Genomic DNA, 18728 nt, shown 5'->3' with positions numbered 1-18728 from the left:
TTTCTATGAAACCGTTATGCTATCTTTTATTCTTCTTGTGTGTTTGCTCCCTGGTAAAAGGCCAGCACACTTATGACTTGAGTAATCTGAATTTACAGTTAATGACTTCCGGCTACGGACAGGCCCGGGCCGATGTTGCCAGCTCCGGAGGTCCCCTTACCTTAGAAGGAAAAACATACCGGGGGGTCGGTACACATGCTGAAAGCCGGATATGGGTACAACTCAACGGACAGGGAAAACGGTTCAAAGCCCTTGTCGGAGTGGACGATGCTGCCGGAGGCCAAGGCTCTGTTATTTTCAGAGTGACCGGCGATGGCAAAGAACTTTTTAACTCTGGCATAATGAAATGGAAGGACGCCCCAAAAAAGATTGATGTCCGGTTGAAGGGTATACAAAAAATGATGCTGGAAGTCCTCCCCACCCCGGACGGAATCAATTACGACCATGCCGACTGGGCAGAAGCGCAAATCGAAATGAACAGTGGTAAGCCTTTGGCTGTACCCGATTGTGAACTCATAGAAATTCCCACCCGGAACCTCCAATTAGTCGTGCGGGTAGACAAAAATAAAAATGTATTTCAACAATACTTCGGCGAGCGTGGAGGACTGGAAAAAATCTTTTCCGCCGGAGTACCGACGACACCGCTTTATCCTACATTTTTCAGTTGCCGGGATTATACTTACCGCACAGAACCGGCGTTGCACGTTATCCACACAGACGGTCACATGAATACCGTCCTTAAATACGAAAATACAAAAATAACACAACCCGATACAGGAATTACCCTCACCCGTATCACCCTCAAAGACCCCAATTACGACTTCCGGGTAGATGTCTGTTTCCAGGCGTATGAAAACACAGATGTCCTGGAACAATGGGCCGAAATCTACCACAATGAATCCGCCCCTGTATTACTGAAAAACTTTGCTTCCGCAGCCCTGTCACTCCAATCCGAGACTTACTGGCTCACCCAATTTACCGGCAACTGGGCGGGAGAATGTCATTTGGATGAAGTTCCTTTAATGAAAGGTTCCAGGATCCTGGAAAGCAAAGCAGGCATCACCAATTCGCACGGTCACCAGCAACATTTCATCCTGTCATTGCAGGAAAAATCCTCTGAAAACAAAGGAGAAGTAATTATGGGTTCATTAGCCTGGTCAGGGAATTATAAACTACAATTTGAAGTGAACAGCCAGGGAAATTTAATCGCCTTGGCCGGAATAAATCCCTGGGCCTCAGACTATACTCTCGAACCCGGCAAACGTTTTATCACCCCCCGTTTGGTTTACACCTACAGCAACACCGGAAAAGGCGAAGCCAGCCGCCGGCTTCACCGGTGGGCTATCAACCACAACCTGCGCGACGGTCATCAACCTTTGCGTACCATTTATAACAATTGGGAAGCCACAGGCATGAATACAGCTGATAAACGGATTATTCCCTTCCTCCAGCCTGCCCGTGATTTCGGATTTGAACTGTTTCTCCTCGACGACGGTTGGTTTGGACTCCCCAATCAAGCCCGCATTCTGGGAGAATGGGAACCCACCCCGGTTATGCATCCCCAAGGAATGACGCCCCTGATCCGGGAAGCCGGTAAAACAGGAATAGATTTTGGCTTATGGGTGGAGATGGAAATGGCCAATCCCAATGCCCGCCTGGTAAAAGAACATCCCGAATGGTTGCTGTATGAACCCAACCGGACTCCTTATCTCCAGCGCGGACAATATGTACTCGACCTCACCAATCCTGCAGTTCGCCATTTCTGCATTGAAGCTTTTGATAAAATCCTCAATGACAATCCGGGCATTTCTTTCGTAAAATGGGATTGCAACAGTGCTTTCCACAATCCCTATTCCCATTACTTAGGCAAACAACAACAACATTTGTGGATAGACTACACCCACGGATTATACAAGATATTCTCCCAGGCAGCCGAACGGCATCCCCGGGTGCAAATGATGCTGTGTTCGGCAGGAGGTGCCCGCTCCGATTACGGAGCTTTGAAATATTTCCACGAATTCTGGGCCAGCGATAACACAATGCCTTCCGACAGGGTGTTCATCCAGTGGGGATATTCCCATATTTTCCCGGCTAAAGCAATAGGGGCACATGTCACCCATATGGGCCGCCAACCGTTTAAATTTGCTTTCGACGTAGCCATGAGCGGATGTCTCGGTATGGATGCCGACCCCGGTAAAATGAGCGAAGAAGAGAAAAAAATCACCTGCCGCGCAGTAAAAACATACAAGGAAAAACTGCGGAACATAGTGCAGGGCGGCGAGCTCTACCGCCTACTCTCCCCTTATGAAAACACCCGCGCCGCTTTAATGTTCGTCACCCCAACCCCAAAAAACAAAGCGGTCGTATTCGTCTACCAATTAAAAAACGATACAACAGGCTGCACAATCCGACCCGAAGGACTTGACCCGGAAAAAATTTACCACATAGAAGAAGTAAACATCGATACCCCCGCACAAGCAACCTGTCAAGAAAACGGAAAATCTCTTTCAGGACAACAGTTAATGACCTACGGACTTTCATTCAATTGCAAAAAACGTTTTGACAGCGCCGTTATCTATTTATCCGATAAATGATGAAAAAAGCCCTCTCTATCCTCCTTTTACTTCTGTCGGTTACCGCCATTCTCACCAGTTGCAACAGACGGAAACGTGAAATTGCACGCCTCGTAAAAAACTGGCAACACAAAGAAATCCTTTTCCCGGATAACCTCGAAGCCAAAATATTCGGTAGAGATACAGTCTGTCCGGAATTATTTAAAAAGAAATACAAAATACTGAATTACATAGACACCACAGGCTGTACAGCCTGTCAGACAAAATTCTATGAGTGGCAACTCAGAAAAAGGGAAGCGGACAGCCTTCGTCTGGATGCAGCCTTTTTATTCATTGCCACAGTCGAATTTTACGAAGAACTGGAAACCCTACAACAAATCAACAAATGTAAAATCCCCATTTTTTACGACCGGGAAGGAAAACTCATGCAGCTCAACCGCTTACCCATAGAAAGAGGATTTCAAACTTTTCTGCTGGACTCTGCCAACCGGGTCGTACTCATCGGTAATCCCGCCACAAACGAAAAATTATGGAAATTATATCTGAAAAGAATGGGAGTCCATGGAGCTTCACTTTAACCTGTAATCAGCCAATAACCGTTACCTTTATCAGTAGTAATGGATACTTCGTCGGTAGATTTTAACAGATTCCGCAGTTTATTGATGATTTTATTCAACTGCAAATGGTAACTACTGTCATCACCATACCATCCAACCGTCAACAGAAGCTTACGGGAGGTCAACTTATTTCTGTTCTTACACAGAATCAGAAAAATCTTACTTTCCAGTTTGCTCAATTTTTCGGTCTGCTCTCCAATGATCAACAAATCACGGGCAATATCATAACAAACGTGTTCACTCAATTCAATCACTCCGTCAGAAACTTTGTTCAGGCATCTTTTCACTTGAGTAACAACAGCTGCCGGCGTATAGTCTTTCAGCAGATAGACACTCGCACCGTTATCAAAACCTTCTATGATATGGGCCTCATCTTTTAGTGAACTGTAAATAATTACAGGAGTTCTCTGATCTATTACCCGGATTCGCTGCAATACATCAAAACCATTATAAACAGGCATATCCACATCCAGGATAATCACATCCGGCTGAGTTTCTTCGTATTTCTTCAACGTCTCGCCTCCGTCTTTAGCTACAATCACCTCAAAACCGGCCTCCTCCAACACTTCTTTCACTTCACACACCGTCAGGTCATCATCTTCAGCAAACAATACTTTCATCGTTTTCTTTATTTAACGGTAATATAACAGTAAATGTACTTCCCCGGCCCAATTCACTTTCCACCTTTATCTCTCCATGATAAGCATCCACCACTTTCTTCACAAAAGTCAATCCCAGCCCGAAACCAGTCTTACAACTCACCCGCTCATCCTTAACCCGGTAGAATTGTCTGAAAATACGCTTCAGTTCTTTGCGGGGAATACCCACCCCCTGGTCCGTAACCGACAAAACAAAATTACTATTTTCCTGACTACAATTCACTATTATTTCAGGATTATCGCCACCATATTTTATTCCATTATCAATTAAATTGACCACAACACAATGAAAATATACCTTATCCAACAGAGGATAAGCCAGTTGTTCTGCTACATGAACCTGAATCTGAACCCGCGACTTGATATTCTTAAACATATCCACCACCATATCCAATTCGGCCTGTAAATCCAGACGTTCACGTCTCAGCGTCAGACTGGAGGTCTTTAAAGCCACCAACATCGTATCCATCACATCAGCCATCTTTTCCAAACGGGCATTTGCCATCCTCAAAGAATTTCGCTCATTCACCGTCAATTCCTGGTTTCCTTTACCGACAATTCGGGAAATAGCAGAAACAATCACTCCCAATGGCTTCTTCAATTCATGTTCCAAATGAGCCATCCCCATCGTTTGTACAATAGCATTCTGCCACGTCATCTTCATCCACCGCCATTGCCATATCAAACAACATACAAAAGCAACCAAAAATACAGCCTCACTAATCCAATGCCATTTCAAAGAACGAAATATCCAGGGAATCTCAAAAACAGCTACAATCTGATGCTTGTAATCATAACCTAAATCTATCGGCTTCGTCTCAATATCCTGATATTTTGCAGATAAAATCCCTGAAGAAACTACAGATTGGTCTGAGAATCTATCAAGTACAGTTAATGTATATGGAAAAAATATATCTTTCTCTTCCAATACTTTTTTATATAAAGAATCTATTTTACTTATATTTAATAACTGTTTCTCAAATAAACAATCATAAGTCACTAAATATTCCATCTTCTGATAACTCTCTACCGAAGAAGATGAAACGTGCATTAATTTATCATTATAACTCCATACAATAATATCCTTTTGTGGCCTTAATGATATTTTTAACTGGCATTCAGTTAACAAAGCTATTTTCTCATCACTCAAATAATCATCTAATATACCCACCAACATATAACTTGCATTCTCATGTATTTCTTCAACTCTCATTTTCCGCACTTTATACAACCAAGATCCTTGCCAGAGAAATACAACAAATAGCAGAATTACAGAAATCTGCCCGATTACTCTTATATTCTTTTCCATTATTTTCTAATTATTTTCAAAATGGGTATATTTTAGAATGTACAACACCGTTACAAAATTAAGAATCTTTTCTAAGTTTGTAGCGTTGAAAGTTAATTAGAAGATATGAAGAAAAAAATAGCTATAGGAATAGGTGTTAGTATAATACTAATTACTCTATTTATAAATCTGTTTTTTCAAAACAATAATGAAAAAATAAAATTAACTTTTAACAACATTGAAGCTCTTGCAGAAGGAGAACAACCGGAAGTTTCCAAACCAGAAGCAACATGTACTGAAAAAGGTGCACTTTGCTCAGGTGTAAACAGTGATGGAGAAGTCGGAACATTTCCAGGATTAGCAATAAAAGAATGAAAAAACTTATACCCTATATTATCCTTTTGGTCCTTGCGGGTTGTCAGGCAGAGACAGAGCAAGCGGACGAACTTACACCGTTGGTTCGTACCAAAGCCAATTCTTTGCAATATGCCCAGAGCGAAAGCATCAATTTAGAAGAATTAGGTATCATCAATCCGACTAAAATCCGGAAAAAAGATTCATTGTTTATCATCCTCACACCTACCAGCAAATACCGGTTTGCTATTTACAACCACAATAGCAAAGAGATTCAGCGCCTTGTACCGGCTGGTGACGGAGAGGGAGAAGGACTTTACTATTTAGGTTTAACATTACATAAAGATATTGCCTCCGCCTTTGATTTTGGTACGGGGAACCTCGTTGAATTTAATTTGAACGAAGGCTTGTTCCCAAGGGTATTGCCGATCTTTACTACCGTGTCCGGCGGAGGCAAAACTACATTAGGTGCAATTCGTGTCAACAATCAACTGATCTCTACCGGTATTTATACCGAAGGTCGTTATTGCTGCACGAACCCCGCCCTGAATACCGATAACTATAGTGTCAGCTATCCCGACTGTCTGGACCTTAGTCTGAGCGACACTTTAAAGAGTATTCGTTATGCCAGCAATTATCTGGCCGCCCATCCCGACGGAACACGTTTCGCCTGTGCAAATGTAGAAAACGGTTGTCTGGACATTTGCACCATCAAAGGAAACCAATTGACCCGGGTAAATGAGGTAAATCTGAGCCGCCCGAAAATAAATCTCCATAAACGGGGACGCGGAAAAGGAATGTGGCATCCTGTTTCTTATTCTTCAAACAATCTCTTTGGGTTTTGCGACATGACAGTATCAAAAGATTATATTTTTACGTTATATTCCGGTAAAACTTACCGACAACACAAAAATAACGTGGATCAGGGAAAGATCATACTGATTTTTGATTGGAACGGCTCACATGTACGTACCTATCATCTACCGTTAAATTGTTCGTCCATCAGTTATGACGAGGAACAGCAAACGATCTATGCCCTGTCAAAGGAACGTGATAAAGCAGAAATCATTACTTTAAATCTGTAATATCACAAAGATTAGCACATTGTTAGAAAATTTTCTACAGTTTTTGTAGAAAATTTTAGGGAGGGGAGTATAAAGGTGATGTGGTCCCAAGCTTCATTAATTTATACGAACCTCCTATTTTTTTGTTTCTTTCCCACACTGTTCGATACTCATTCTTCGGCTTGGTATTTATTTTCTTCCTAAACCGTACTAAAAAATACGGTTTAGGAAGAAATTCCTTAACTATTTCTGAACCGGGCGTCCATATGCGCTGCAGCCCTGCGGCCATCTCCCATGGCAAGGATCACAGTCGCTCCTCCTCTCACAATATCCCCTCCGGCAAATAATTCAGATAAATTGGATTGCATAGTCACATCATCCACCACAATGGTTCCTTTCCGGGATAACTCCAAACCTTCAACGGAACGCGGAACAATGGGATTAGGAGATACTCCGACAGCCACAACCACTACATCCGCATCTATCTCATACTCACTTCCTTCCACTGGCACAGGGCGCCGGCGACCACTGGCATCCGGTTCCCCCAACTCCATCTTCTGCACCCGAACTTGCTTTACATATCCCTTTTCATCAGTAATATACTCTACCGGATTCGTCAGCGTAATAAATTCACAGCCCTCTTCTTTGGCGTGCTTCACTTCTTCCAGCCGGGCCGGCATTTCTTCTTCGCTACGGCGATATACTATCATAGCCCGTTCCGCTCCCAGACGCCTGGCAGTACGGACTGAATCCATCGCTGTATTTCCTCCCCCAACAACTACCACACGTTTACCCCGATATACAGGCGTATCGGAAAACTCATTGTCGGCCCCCATTAAATTCACCCGGGTAAGGTATTCATTGGAAGAAAGTACTCCATTGGCATTCTCTCCCGGAATATTCATAAAATTAGGCAGACCGGCACCCGAAGCCACATAAAAGCCTTGAAAACCTTCTTTTTTCAGCTCATCAATACTCTCGGTCATCCCCACAATAAAATTAGTCACAAATTTCACGCCCATCTTCCTCAGATTATCTATCTCTACATCCACAATGTGATTGGGAAGACGAAATTCCGGAATACCGTATTTCAATACTCCGCCGATTTCATGCAAAGCCTCAAACACCGTCACATCATACCCCCGTTTAACCATATCTCCGGCAAACGATAACCCTGACGGACCAGAACCGATTACAGCAATCTTAATCCCATTCGGACGGGCAACCTCCGGAACAGCAATTTGTCCGGACTCCCGCTCAAAATCGGCAGCAAAACGCTCCAAATAACCGATGGCAACAGGAGCTTTCTTCATTTTCTGCAAATAGAAACATTTCGATTCACATTGTTTCTCCTGGGGACATACACGTCCGCAAACAGCCGGCAAAGCACTGGTTTTCTTCAAAACTGCTGCCGCTTCCAATATTTCTCCCCGCTCAATATTCTTTATAAATCCCGGTATATCTATCCCCACCGGACAACCTTCCATACAAGTAGGATTCACACAATCCTGGCAGCGCATGGCTTCACGCATGGCCATCTCCTTTGTCAATCCCGTATTCACCTCCAAACGCTGGCTGGTAATCCTTTCGGCAGCCGGCCGCTCCGGCATTTTCACCCGCTCGATTAACGTCCGGTCTTTGGCCTTCACTGTTTCCCGCAAAGCTTTCCGCCAGTCGGAATCACGGTCACTCAACACACACTCTCCCCGGTGGATGAACTCTTCCATCTTTTCCGTCTCTGCATGCTTAAACCCTCCCAAACGGGACAACATCTCATCAAAATCAATCTGGTGAGCATCAAACTCCGGACCGTCCACACAAGTAAATTTAGTCTTTCCTCCGACAGTTACCCGGCAAGCTCCGCACATTCCCGTACCATCCACCATGATGGCATTCAGACTGGCAATAGTCGGTATACCTTGCTTTTTCGTCAGCAAAGAACAGAATTTCATCATGATAGCCGGACCTATCGTCACACACAAATCTATTTTTTCCCGGCCTATCACTTCTTCCATACCGGCAGTAATAACCCCTTTCCGTCCATAACTTCCGTCGTCAGTCATAATAATCACCTCATCCGAAACTTTACGAACTTCCTCTTCCAGTATAATCAACTCTTTTGTCCGGGCTGCCAATATACTGACGACCTTATTTCCGGCAGCTTTAAATGCCCGGATAATGGGCAACAACGGCGCAACACCTACTCCGCCACCACAAGCCAACACAGTACCCACCTTTTCAATATGAGTGGGCTTACCCAACGGCCCCACCAAATCCGTAATAAAATCTCCTTCTTTCAACTCACACAACTTGGTCGAAGAAACACCCATTTTTTGAACGACCAGCGTAATAGTGCCTTTTTCTACATTCGCATCAGAAATGGTTAACGGCATACGCTCCCCTTTCTCTCCGACACGCACAATCACAAAGTTACCGGGTTTTCGGGAACGCGCAATCAACGGAGCTTCCACCACCAATTGCACGACTTTCTCCGAAAAATACGTTTTTTTCAGAATCTTATTCATAGTCAGTTAAAACTTTTACTTCTTTTCAATAATACAAAATTACTCCCAATTCCATCATAAACAAACCTTTAACAAAAAATTAAACAAAAACAGCCAGATTTGTGTTTTCATTAATTTTCTACCGATTAAAAAAGGAATGATATATCTTTGCATTCCGGAACATAACACAAAAACATGAAAAACGATAAGAAAAACCGGATTAACATAGTTTACTCCACCAACCCGGACTTCCATTATGAATATGAGTCACAAAACGAAGCGGAAACCTTAGCTCCCGAAAAACAAAACCTGAAAGTAATCGTAGACAGCAAACAGCGCAAAGGAAAAACTGTCACTTTGGTCCAGGGATTTATAGGTTCAGAAGAAGACCTCAAAGAACTGGCTAAACTCCTCAAAAACAAATGCGGCGTAGGCGGCTCCGTCAAAGACGGAGAAATCATCATACAAGGTGAAGTTAAAGAAAAAGTACTGACCATCCTGCACGACAACCACTATCGCGCCAGGTAAATAAAAACAGAAAAAAGAACCGGCCGAAAAGTAAAATTTTCGGCCGGTTTCTTCTATTTATCTGGATTATTCCCACTTTTTACAACCACTTCACCAAAGCAAAATCCTGACGATGAGGCAGTAATCTGCTCTTCGGATAAATACGGATAGACAACATCAGCAAACCGGGAGCATCCGCCGTCACATCAATCCGATACATGGCAACACTACCCTCCTGTGACACAGGCGTAAAATCATGCTTTTCCCGAATAACCAGTTTACCGTCTTTTTGTTCGGCAGCTACCAACTCAACGCCCACTTCATGCATATCCAATTCACCAAGTTCCAATTTCACTTCACCATAATAAGATTTACCCAAAGCAATAATCTGTTTAGAGCGATTCGGTAAATTTAACCCTACCAACTCAATGTTATCCCACTCGCGGCTCACCTTATTCTTCCATTCGGTAATTTCCGTAGCCATTGCATAATTATCGGCAATCATCTTATGATAACGTCCGGACATCGGAATATAATATTGCTTTTCATAATCTTCCAGCATCCGATTGGTAGTAAAATTAGAAGCTACATAAGCAATCGTATTCTTGATGGTCTTAATCCACCTCGGCGATAATCCCGTAGAATCCTTATCGTAAAAACACGGGGCAATCTCATCATCGATGATATTGTATACCATTTCCGAATCCAGTTCGTCCTGCATCGCCTGATTTTCAAAGGTGCGCTTCATCGGCAACATCCAACCGGCATCCGGACGGTAGCCCTCTACCCACCAACCATCAAGCACACTGAAATGCATAACGCCGTTCATGGCAGCCTTTTCCCCACTTGTACCAGAAGCCTCCTGGGGACGGGTTGGTGTATTCAACCAGATATCCACTCCCTGCACCAGTTTCTTAGCCAGGTCCATATCGTAGTTCGGCAAGAAAATCACTTTACCCAGGAACTGCGGATATTTGGAAACTTCCACAATACGTTTAATCAGGTCCTGACCGGCTTTATCCGCAGGATGGGCCTTTCCGGCAAAGATAAACTGAACCGGGTGGTCCGGATTATTCACAATCTCATCCAGACGTTTCAGATTCCGGAACAACAGGTGGGCACGTTTATAAGTAGCAAAACGACGGGCGAAACCGATAGTCAGAATATCATCCCGCAAGTTCTCCTGAATCTGTAAAACCTGATGAGGAGTGAAATAAGAAGCAGCCACCCCATCGTTTAATAAATGTTTGATATGCTTAATCAACCGTTTTCTTAGTTCAGCCCTCACTTCAGCTATCTGAGCATCAGGCACATCAAAGATTTTCTCAAAACACTTCTTATCATAATGATGTTCTTTAAAATCTTTACCGAACAGGTCTTCCTCTATCTTTTTCCATTCCGGAGCAGCCCAGGTCGGATAATGTACACCGTTCGTCACATAGCTGACGTGCAACTCTTCCGGCATATATCCGGGCCACATCCCTTTGAAGATATCTTTGCTCACCTCCCCGTGCAGCCAACTCACCCCATTCACTTCCTGAGCCATATTGGCAGCCAAGAAACTCATGGAAAACTTCTCATTCGGGTCTGCAACATTAATCTTACCCAATCCCAGCAGTTGCTCCCAGCTGATCTTCAACCGGTCGGCATAATGCGAAATATAGGTACGCAGCATATTCTCCGAAAAAGCATCATGTCCGGCAGGTACCGGAGTATGAGTGGTAAACAAAGAAGACGAACGCACCACTTCCAAAGCCTCAGCAAATGACAAATGCTGCTCAGTGATATACTCCTTCAACCGTTCCAAACCAGTAAAAGCAGCATGCCCCTCATTGCAATGGTAAATGGAAGCGTCTATTCCCAATTTCCGCAAAGCCTGAATACCGCCACAACCCAGCAACAATTCCTGTTTCAGGCGATTTTCCCAGTCTCCGCCATACAAATGATGAGTAATCGTACGGTCTTCCGGCAAGTTATCTTCAAAATCCGTATCCAACAGATACAATTCAATGCGTCCTACATCCACCCGCCAGATACGGGCATATACATTTCTTCCCGGAAATACCAGACTGATCAACTGCCAGTTCCCCTGCTCATCCCTGACCGGAGAAACCGCAATTTTCATAAAATCCTGAGCCTCATATTCTGCCTCCTGCTCTCCCGTAGCAGACAACTTCTGAGTAAAATAACCATAGCGGTAAAGCAAACCGACAGCAGTAATCTTGGTCCCCTTATCACTGGCTTCCTTCAAATAGTCGCCAGCCAAAATTCCCAAACCGCCGGAATAAATTTTCAGAGAAGTATGCAGACCATATTCCATACTGAAATAAGCCACTCCGTCACCCGACATTTTCTCTTTTCCGCTCATATACTCCTGAAAATGCCTGTAAACTTCATCCAGTTTTTTTACAAAAGCAGCATCATTTTCCAATTGCTTGTAACGATTCAGGGAAATAGAATCCAGCAATACAATCGGATTGTGACCACATTCCCTCCACTTATCCACATCAATCATCCGGAAAAGTTCGCGGGCTTCTTCATGCCAACACCACCAGAGATTCTTAGATATTTCTTCCAAGGCCATCAATTTTTCCGGAATAGAACGATGAATCATGACACTGACCCAACTGGGATTATTGACAGTCAACTGCTTCTCAATAAATGAAACATTCTGATTCAAATCGCTCATCGGCAACTCCTTCAAACGATTATTCACCCGTTCCAGAGCTATATTATAAGCCTGTTTATAATAAGTAACCAGATTATCCCACAAGGCAATCCGGGATACATCTTTAGCATTCATCCGGTCTTGTTCCACTTCAGCCCCATCCACAGCCACATAATTCCTAACCCATTTTGCAATAGCGGTAGCCACCCCGTCAGCATCTCCATCTTCCCGGCGAATAATTTCAATACCCGGATGGTTCATATTGTAATGCTCCTTCACCCACAAACCGAAACCGGCAAGAGTAGTGGTCAGGGTCGGAACTTTAAAAGCAAGGCTTTCCAAAGGAGTATATCCCCAAGGTTCATAATAAGAAGGGAAGACAGTTAGATCCATTCCCACCAACAAATCGTAATAAGGCATATTGAATACCCCGTCATTGCCGTTCAGATAACTGGGAACAAAGAAAATCTTCACTTTATCATCATCCGAGTTTCTTAATTTCAAAGCTTTAATCCGATTCATAACCGGGTCATTCGCTTCATCCATCAGATAATGGGACAGATAAAGACTTCCACCGGCAATAGCCTGGTACGGTTGCTCCATATTATGCAGCAACTCCCGGTTCGGACCGGAATGGCCTGCCGGTACCAAAATAAAGGCAAGTACCTCCTTTTTCAGATGATTCTCCTGATTCAGACGTCCCATTGCCTCAATAAACACATCAATGCCCTTATTCTTAAACTCATAGCGGCCGCTGATTCCGAGAATCAGGGCATCCTCAGCTACAGGACGCCCTAACAAAGCCTGCGCTACCTGCAAAAACTTTTCCCGTCCGGCTTGCCTTTTATTTTCCCATTCCTCCTCTTTCGGCGTAAACACATTCTCAAACCCGTTCGGAGTAACAATATCTACTTTTTTCTCCAAGAAATGGGCACATTCGGCAGCTGTAATATCACTGACCGTAGTAAAACAATCGGCATTATGGGCGGCTGCTTTCTCTAAAGATTGTTTAGAAACAACATTAAAACGACGGGCCAGTTCTTCGGGTACGTAATTTTTCATCTCCCCATAAAGCGGCAAATTATTCCCTGCCACACAACGGCCCAACACAGTAGCATGCGTCGTAAACACACACCCCACCTGCGGCAGGGCATCCTTCAGATAAAGCAATCCGGCTCCCGTCATCCACTCATGGAACTGAGCAACAATACGCTGACGCAGAGAAGAATTGAAACGTACAAAACTCTCAATGACCTTTCCCGCAGCATAACCAAACAAAGCCGGTTCAATGTAATCCCATTGACCGCTAATGGAATCCAACTTATATTTTTCCCAAAAAGAAGCAAAAATCTCATCTTTCTGTGTAATAAAGGTACTGAAATCTACCAGAATCACAATGGGTTCTCCGGCCACATTCCATCTTCCCACCTTTATACGCAATCCTTCCTGAACGGCTCTTTGACGCCAGGAACGGAACAAACGCTGGTCATCAATAAATTCCGGATTTTGTTCGGTATATCTCCATACATCCGGTCCGATCAGAATATGGCTGTTGCTATATTCTTTCACCATATTAAGGGCCTTAGTGGAAATCACCGTATGAATTCCCCCTACTTTATTACAAACTTCCCAACTTACTTCAAACAAGTAAGCCGGATTCTTTAATTTATTACTATCCATATTTTATATTAGCATGTTATTAGAGTTGCGAAGATAATATTTTTAGCCTGAATTCAGAGAGGCAAAGCTAAAAAAATTCAGGAGCATCCGACCTTCGCCGAATACTCCCGAATCCATATATTACATACCAGAAATATGTTGATTTTTCCCTGTCATTTCTTGCCTCCGGATTTAGCTGTTGACTTCTTCACAGCAGTTTTTGCCTTCGGTTCTTTTGCCTTCTCTACCGCTTTGTTCTCTCCTGTTTCCGCTTTGTTCTTTTCTGCTTTCTGCTGGGCTTTGGCGTATTCCACATCCACACGCACAATAAAATCACTCAACACATTCATATAATTAATAAATGCTTCATAAGGAGTGTCATAAGGAGTGAAATATTGATGAATAGCCCCGTCGGAAAACAACTTGGTACACATGTAATAAAAATGGTCACTTGCCTGCAACCGGTCGAAATCACGGAGCAAATCCTCATTTTTCAAAGCATAAACTTTCGGCCGGATTTCGTACAGTTCTTCAAAAGCTTCGTTTTGCAATTCATTTCCCAACCACGCCGTCAGGTCACGTTCTTCATCCGCCCAGGAAATCGGGTACGGCACATGCAGGGGAGCTACCGGCTGATGCTTTCCGGCAGCTTCATGAGGAGTCAGGAACTCAAAATTCGTATTCTTCAGAATCTGTTCCGGCAAAGCGGCAAAAAAATCAAAAATTCCGGTATCTGCCCCCTGATGTTCCCCGAAAGTTTCATAATCCATAAACAAATTCACAATCTCCCCATCCGCTGACTCAAGCCACATTGCATATTTATCTGCCGTCAAAGGCCATTGGTCCCAACTCTTATCCGAAAAACGGAAGGCAATATCATCACTCAACCGGAAATTTTTCAACAACAATTTCAACTTCGGATTTATCGAATTCGTGTATACATAATCCGGACTCTTCCAACCCAGGATATGCCGGGCCCCTTCAGTCAGCATAGTCGTATACCCCATACCAGCTACAGCCTCCCCGATCTCATCCGAATAAACCAGCTCCGTATTCCGGAAAGTCACCGGTTTTACCCCAAACAATTCTTTCATCAGGTCGGTATGGCGTTTCACCTGATACTTAAATTCCTTCTCATCTACCAGACAGGCTAACGAGTGGGAATAAGTCTCTGCCAGAAATTCCACACAGCCAGTAGCAGCCAGCTCTTTGAAACTATCAATCACTTCCGGGGCATACATCCGGAATTGCTCAACAGCCAGACCGGTAATGGAAAAACTGACCTTAAAATTTTTCCCGTATCTCCGGATTAAATCCAATATCATCCGGTTGGCCGGAAGATAACAGCGTTCAGCAATTTTACGGGTCAGGCTGCGATTGGCAAAATCGTCATAATAATCGCTGTTTTTGCCAATATCGAAGAAATGATATTTCCTTAAACGTATCGGTTGATGTACTTGAAAATACAAGCATAAAGTTCTTTTATCCATGATATTATATTATTTTTATTTATGATTATTCTTATCCCCTTTTCACATCTTCGTAAATCTGCTTCAGTTTAAACGCCGCATTCTCCCATTTCAAAGTATTCACTTCATTCAATCCGTATTTAGCGGCAAACTCCGATAAAGCAGGATAAGCCAAAAGCGCATATATGGCATCTGCCAATGCATCAACATCCCAGAAATCCACTTTGATGGCATGTTTCAACACTTCAGCCACACCCGATTGCTTGGAAATAATCGTCGGAACCCCCGAACGCATAGCCTCCAGCGGAGATATACCGAAAGGTTCAGACACCGAAGGCATCACATAAACATCACTGTAAGCAAACATCTTCTGCACATCCTGTCCCCGCAAAAAACCCGTAAAATGGAATTTCGTCGCAATCTTCAATTTAGCTACCCGCCGGATAGACCGATTCATCAGGTCGCCGCTACCCGCCATCACAAACCGTACATTCGGAAAGCGTTTCAACACCTTGCTGGCAGCTTCGATAAAATATTCCGGGCCCTTTTGATAAGTGATACGCCCCAGGAAAGTAACCACCTTCTCCTTCACGCCCCGATTAACTTCCATATCCTGATACGACTGGAAATCCACTGCATTATGCACTGTAAATACCTTATCCGGATTGATATGATACCGGTTAATCACAATGTCCCGCGTCAGATTACTCACGGTTATCACCCGGTCCGCTTCCAGCATTCCCTGACGTTCTAAATTATAAACGGTTTGGTTGACATTTTCCCCGCTCCGGTCAAACTCCGTTGCATGTACATGGATGACCAGAGGTTTTCCGGACACCCGTTTGGCAGCAATACCTGCCGCATAAGTCAGCCAATCATGTGCATGGATCACATCAAACTGCTGCTGTGTGGCTATCGTAGCCGCAACCAATGCATACCGGGCAACCTCTTCCATCAGATTAGCCCCGTACTTCCCCGAAAATTCGTATTTATTTTTAAAACCAATACGCCTCTCATCTCCTCCTTCCCGGATACTCTTATTAACCTCCCAGGCAAAACGCTCAGGGTCCATATAAGGCATCAGATTCGACCCCACCTGCATAAAATTAATATTCTTCCAATATTCTTCCACATCACGGTACTCATACAAGGACTCCACATCACTGGCATTGATAATCTTAGCAGAACTCTGGTCTTCATCACCACTGGCTTTGGGCATCACAAACAATACCTCCACTCCCTGTTTGGCGAGACCTCTTGTCAATCCCAAACAAGCCGTTCCCAAACCTCCGGCGATATGAGGCGGGAATTCCCAACCAAACATTAATACTCTCGTTTTCATAATATATATATTTCTATTCTTTCTACAAACCGGCCAAGCAATGCCTCATCATTTCCTGCCTGCTTCATATTTTTTAATCAAAGCCATACACCTCAGAATCTCACCCACACTCCAGGCCTGTGAAATACAACCATTCGGCGCATAAGGAGGATTACCGTCATAAATCTCACCGATAGAACAAACGCCATATACGGTCATATCCTCTTCAAATCCACCCAGCAACTCTTTCGCCGTCTTGACAAACTTTTTCCCGTACAAACGGAAATTGGCTTCAATATACGGACCTATCAGCCAAGGCCATACAGTTCCCTGATGATAGGCATGGTCACGGGTAGCCTGGTCTCCCTCATAAGTTCCCTCATAATGAATATTTTTAGGAGCGAGAGTCCGTAATCCCTTCGGAGTCAGTAATTCACTCTTCACCACATCCAGCACACCCCGTTTCATATCATCGGAAATCGGGCTGTATTCCAACGAGCAGGCAATGACCTGATTGGGACGCACATACACATTCTGACCGCCACCATTGACAAAATCAGCCAAATAGCCTTTTTCATGATTCCAGAATATTTTTACAAAACTCTCTTTCACCAATTCAGGCATCTTCTCCCATTCTTTGACAAACCTGGTATCTCCGGCTTTACGGGCCAATTCCAGTGTATAACAGATAGCATTGTACCACAAAGCATTGATCTCCACCTGATAGCCTCCCCGGGGAGTCACAGGAACACCTCCCACAATAGCATCCATCCATGTCAGGGCCTTTCCAGGTTCATCAGCCCAGATTAAATAATTATCCACCATCTTCACATACTGATTGACTCCTTCCCGGTAAGCCTTCAACACAGCTTTCATTTTAGCCCCGTAACTTTTCCATACGGCAGCATCGTCATGCACGGCACAGGCATACTCCTGCACAGCTTTAAAAAACCACATTGGAGCATCCACCGAATTATAGGAAGCATTCTGGTCTTTGCCTATATTCGGGAATAAACCGTTCTGCAACTCCCGGACCATGGTATCTAAAACCTCCTTACAGGTTTTCGTATCCTTATTGGCAGCCAGAGTCACCCCAGGCAAAGCAATAAAAGTATCCCGCCCCCAACGGCCAAACCAAGGATAACCTGCCACAACCTCCGTGTCTTTTCCCTTCCGGACAATAAACTGAGAAGCGGAATATTTCAAACAATTCTCAAAACTATTCCGGGGAGCCCGGGCTTCCACCAATCTCTGAAATTTTGTCTTCAGGCGGGCAGTGGTTACAGGCTCTACGGAAGCTGAAAAAATAATACTTTCCCCCTTCTTGATGGGAAATTCGAAATATCCTGGTACAAACAAATCTTCACGGAAATCATATCCCCGGTTCCGCTCCTCTGTATATTCAACATTATAATACCAATCCGGAGTAGCTATAAACTCATTCTTTTTACTCACCTGCATATTCAGGGCAGGGAAACCGTTATACAGCTTGGAACGAATACCATTTTCCACTTCCTGATATTTCGTATTGGCCATCATATTAGCCTTTGACAAAGCATGTATATTCCGGTAAGCGAGGAAAGGCTTCAAACGCAAGGTCGTCTCTGAATGCGCATCCACCAATGTATAGCGAATCAACACCTGGTCTTCATTGTGAACCAGTACGATTTCCTTTTTGAGAATGACTCCTCCAACCCGATAAGTCAACGTATAAACCGGCTCATATTCAAAATCGACAATATATTTATGCCCCCGGGGCTCGTAATTCCCGGGATATTTATGGATGCCCAGATTAAAAGCCTGCCCATGCTGTATCACCGTCTCGTCCAGCGCCGACAAAAGCACATGATTTTCCCCTCCGAATTCATCCACCGGAACAATCAGCAAACCATGATACTTGCGGGTATTACAACATATAATCGTCGAAGACATATACCCTCCCGCCCGATTAGTTGCCAGTACTTCCCGCTTCAGTGAATACTCCAGATTCACCAGTTCATCCTTATTAAATTTCAAATAAGCCATAATAAAATCTTTATTTTATA

Annotated in this window: 12 protein-coding genes; 5 read left to right on the top strand and 7 right to left on the bottom strand. The window is 43.8% G+C overall.

The features are described from left to right. The first annotated feature begins 5 nt into the window (after nucleotides 1–5). Nucleotides 6–2594, top strand: a complete 2589-nt coding sequence (locus D1136_RS07345) for an alpha-galactosidase (protein ID WP_161876980.1) — start codon at nucleotides 6–8, stop codon at nucleotides 2592–2594. Next, nucleotides 2594–3151, top strand: coding sequence for a hypothetical protein (locus tag D1136_RS07340; protein WP_161876979.1), 558 nt, complete (start codon nucleotides 2594–2596; stop codon nucleotides 3149–3151). Before D1136_RS07345 ends, D1136_RS07340 begins: the two co-directional genes overlap by 1 nt. Here D1136_RS07340 and D1136_RS07335 read toward each other — a convergent pair. Both D1136_RS07335 and D1136_RS07330 read right to left on the bottom strand, forming a co-directional pair. Further along, the gene (locus tag D1136_RS07335; RefSeq protein WP_161876978.1) at nucleotides 3148–3810 is read right to left on the bottom strand and encodes a response regulator transcription factor; all 663 of its coding nucleotides are present in this window, start codon (nucleotides 3808–3810) and stop codon (nucleotides 3148–3150) included. The genes D1136_RS07340 and D1136_RS07335 overlap by 4 nt on opposite strands. After that, the gene (locus D1136_RS07330) at nucleotides 3791–5062 is read right to left on the bottom strand and encodes a sensor histidine kinase KdpD (RefSeq protein WP_161876977.1); all 1272 of its coding nucleotides are present in this window, start codon (nucleotides 5060–5062) and stop codon (nucleotides 3791–3793) included. The genes D1136_RS07335 and D1136_RS07330 overlap by 20 nt, the downstream gene beginning before the upstream one ends. 201 nt (nucleotides 5063–5263) lie before the next feature. Between D1136_RS07330 and D1136_RS07325 the strand changes: the two genes are divergently transcribed. Together D1136_RS07325 and D1136_RS07320 are read left to right on the top strand one after the other, a co-directional pair. After that, a complete protein-coding gene (locus D1136_RS07325) occupies nucleotides 5264–5512 on the top strand; it encodes an NVEALA domain-containing protein (RefSeq protein WP_161876976.1) in 249 nt (82 codons plus the stop codon). Continuing rightward, nucleotides 5509–6576: a BF3164 family lipoprotein gene (locus D1136_RS07320; RefSeq protein WP_161876975.1), complete on the top strand. Its 1068-nt coding sequence runs from the start codon at nucleotides 5509–5511 to the stop codon at nucleotides 6574–6576. The genes D1136_RS07325 and D1136_RS07320 overlap by 4 nt, the downstream gene beginning before the upstream one ends. Nucleotides 6577–6794: 218 nt before the next feature. Here D1136_RS07320 and D1136_RS07315 read toward each other — a convergent pair whose 3' ends face one another. After that, nucleotides 6795–9080, bottom strand: coding sequence for a bifunctional dihydroorotate dehydrogenase B NAD binding subunit/NADPH-dependent glutamate synthase (locus tag D1136_RS07315; protein WP_161876974.1), 2286 nt, complete (start codon nucleotides 9078–9080; stop codon nucleotides 6795–6797). A gap of 174 nt (nucleotides 9081–9254) precedes the next feature. On the opposite strand from D1136_RS07315, the gene D1136_RS07310 reads away from it, so the two are divergent. Beyond that, nucleotides 9255–9587: a translation initiation factor gene (locus tag D1136_RS07310; RefSeq protein WP_161876973.1), complete on the top strand. Its 333-nt coding sequence runs from the start codon at nucleotides 9255–9257 to the stop codon at nucleotides 9585–9587. Between the two features lie 79 nt (nucleotides 9588–9666). Here D1136_RS07310 and glgP read toward each other — a convergent pair whose 3' ends face one another. The 4 genes from glgP to D1136_RS07290 form a co-directional block, all read right to left on the bottom strand. Beyond that, on the bottom strand, nucleotides 9667–13914 hold the full coding sequence (gene glgP, locus D1136_RS07305) for an alpha-glucan family phosphorylase (protein WP_161876972.1): 4248 nt from the start codon (nucleotides 13912–13914) through the stop codon (nucleotides 9667–9669). 152 nt (nucleotides 13915–14066) lie between these two features. Beyond that, nucleotides 14067–15383 (bottom strand): polysaccharide deacetylase family protein, encoded by a 1317-nt coding sequence (locus tag D1136_RS07300; RefSeq protein WP_161876971.1) that lies wholly within the window; start codon nucleotides 15381–15383, stop codon nucleotides 14067–14069. A gap of 31 nt (nucleotides 15384–15414) precedes the next feature. After that, complete coding sequence (locus D1136_RS07295; protein WP_161876970.1) at nucleotides 15415–16704, bottom strand: glycosyltransferase family 4 protein; 1290 nt, start codon at nucleotides 16702–16704, stop codon at nucleotides 15415–15417. A gap of 48 nt (nucleotides 16705–16752) precedes the next feature. Beyond that, nucleotides 16753–18708 (bottom strand): amylo-alpha-1,6-glucosidase, encoded by a 1956-nt coding sequence (locus tag D1136_RS07290; protein ID WP_161876969.1) that lies wholly within the window; start codon nucleotides 18706–18708, stop codon nucleotides 16753–16755. Nucleotides 18709–18728 lie beyond the last annotated feature (20 nt).

The sequence above is a fragment of the Odoribacter sp. Z80 genome, assembly GCF_009935865.1.
Classification (GTDB): Bacteria; Bacteroidota; Bacteroidia; order Bacteroidales; family Marinifilaceae; genus Odoribacter.
The sequence above is the reverse complement of the archived record's forward strand: the minus strand, read 5'-3'. Positions and strand labels throughout refer to the sequence as shown.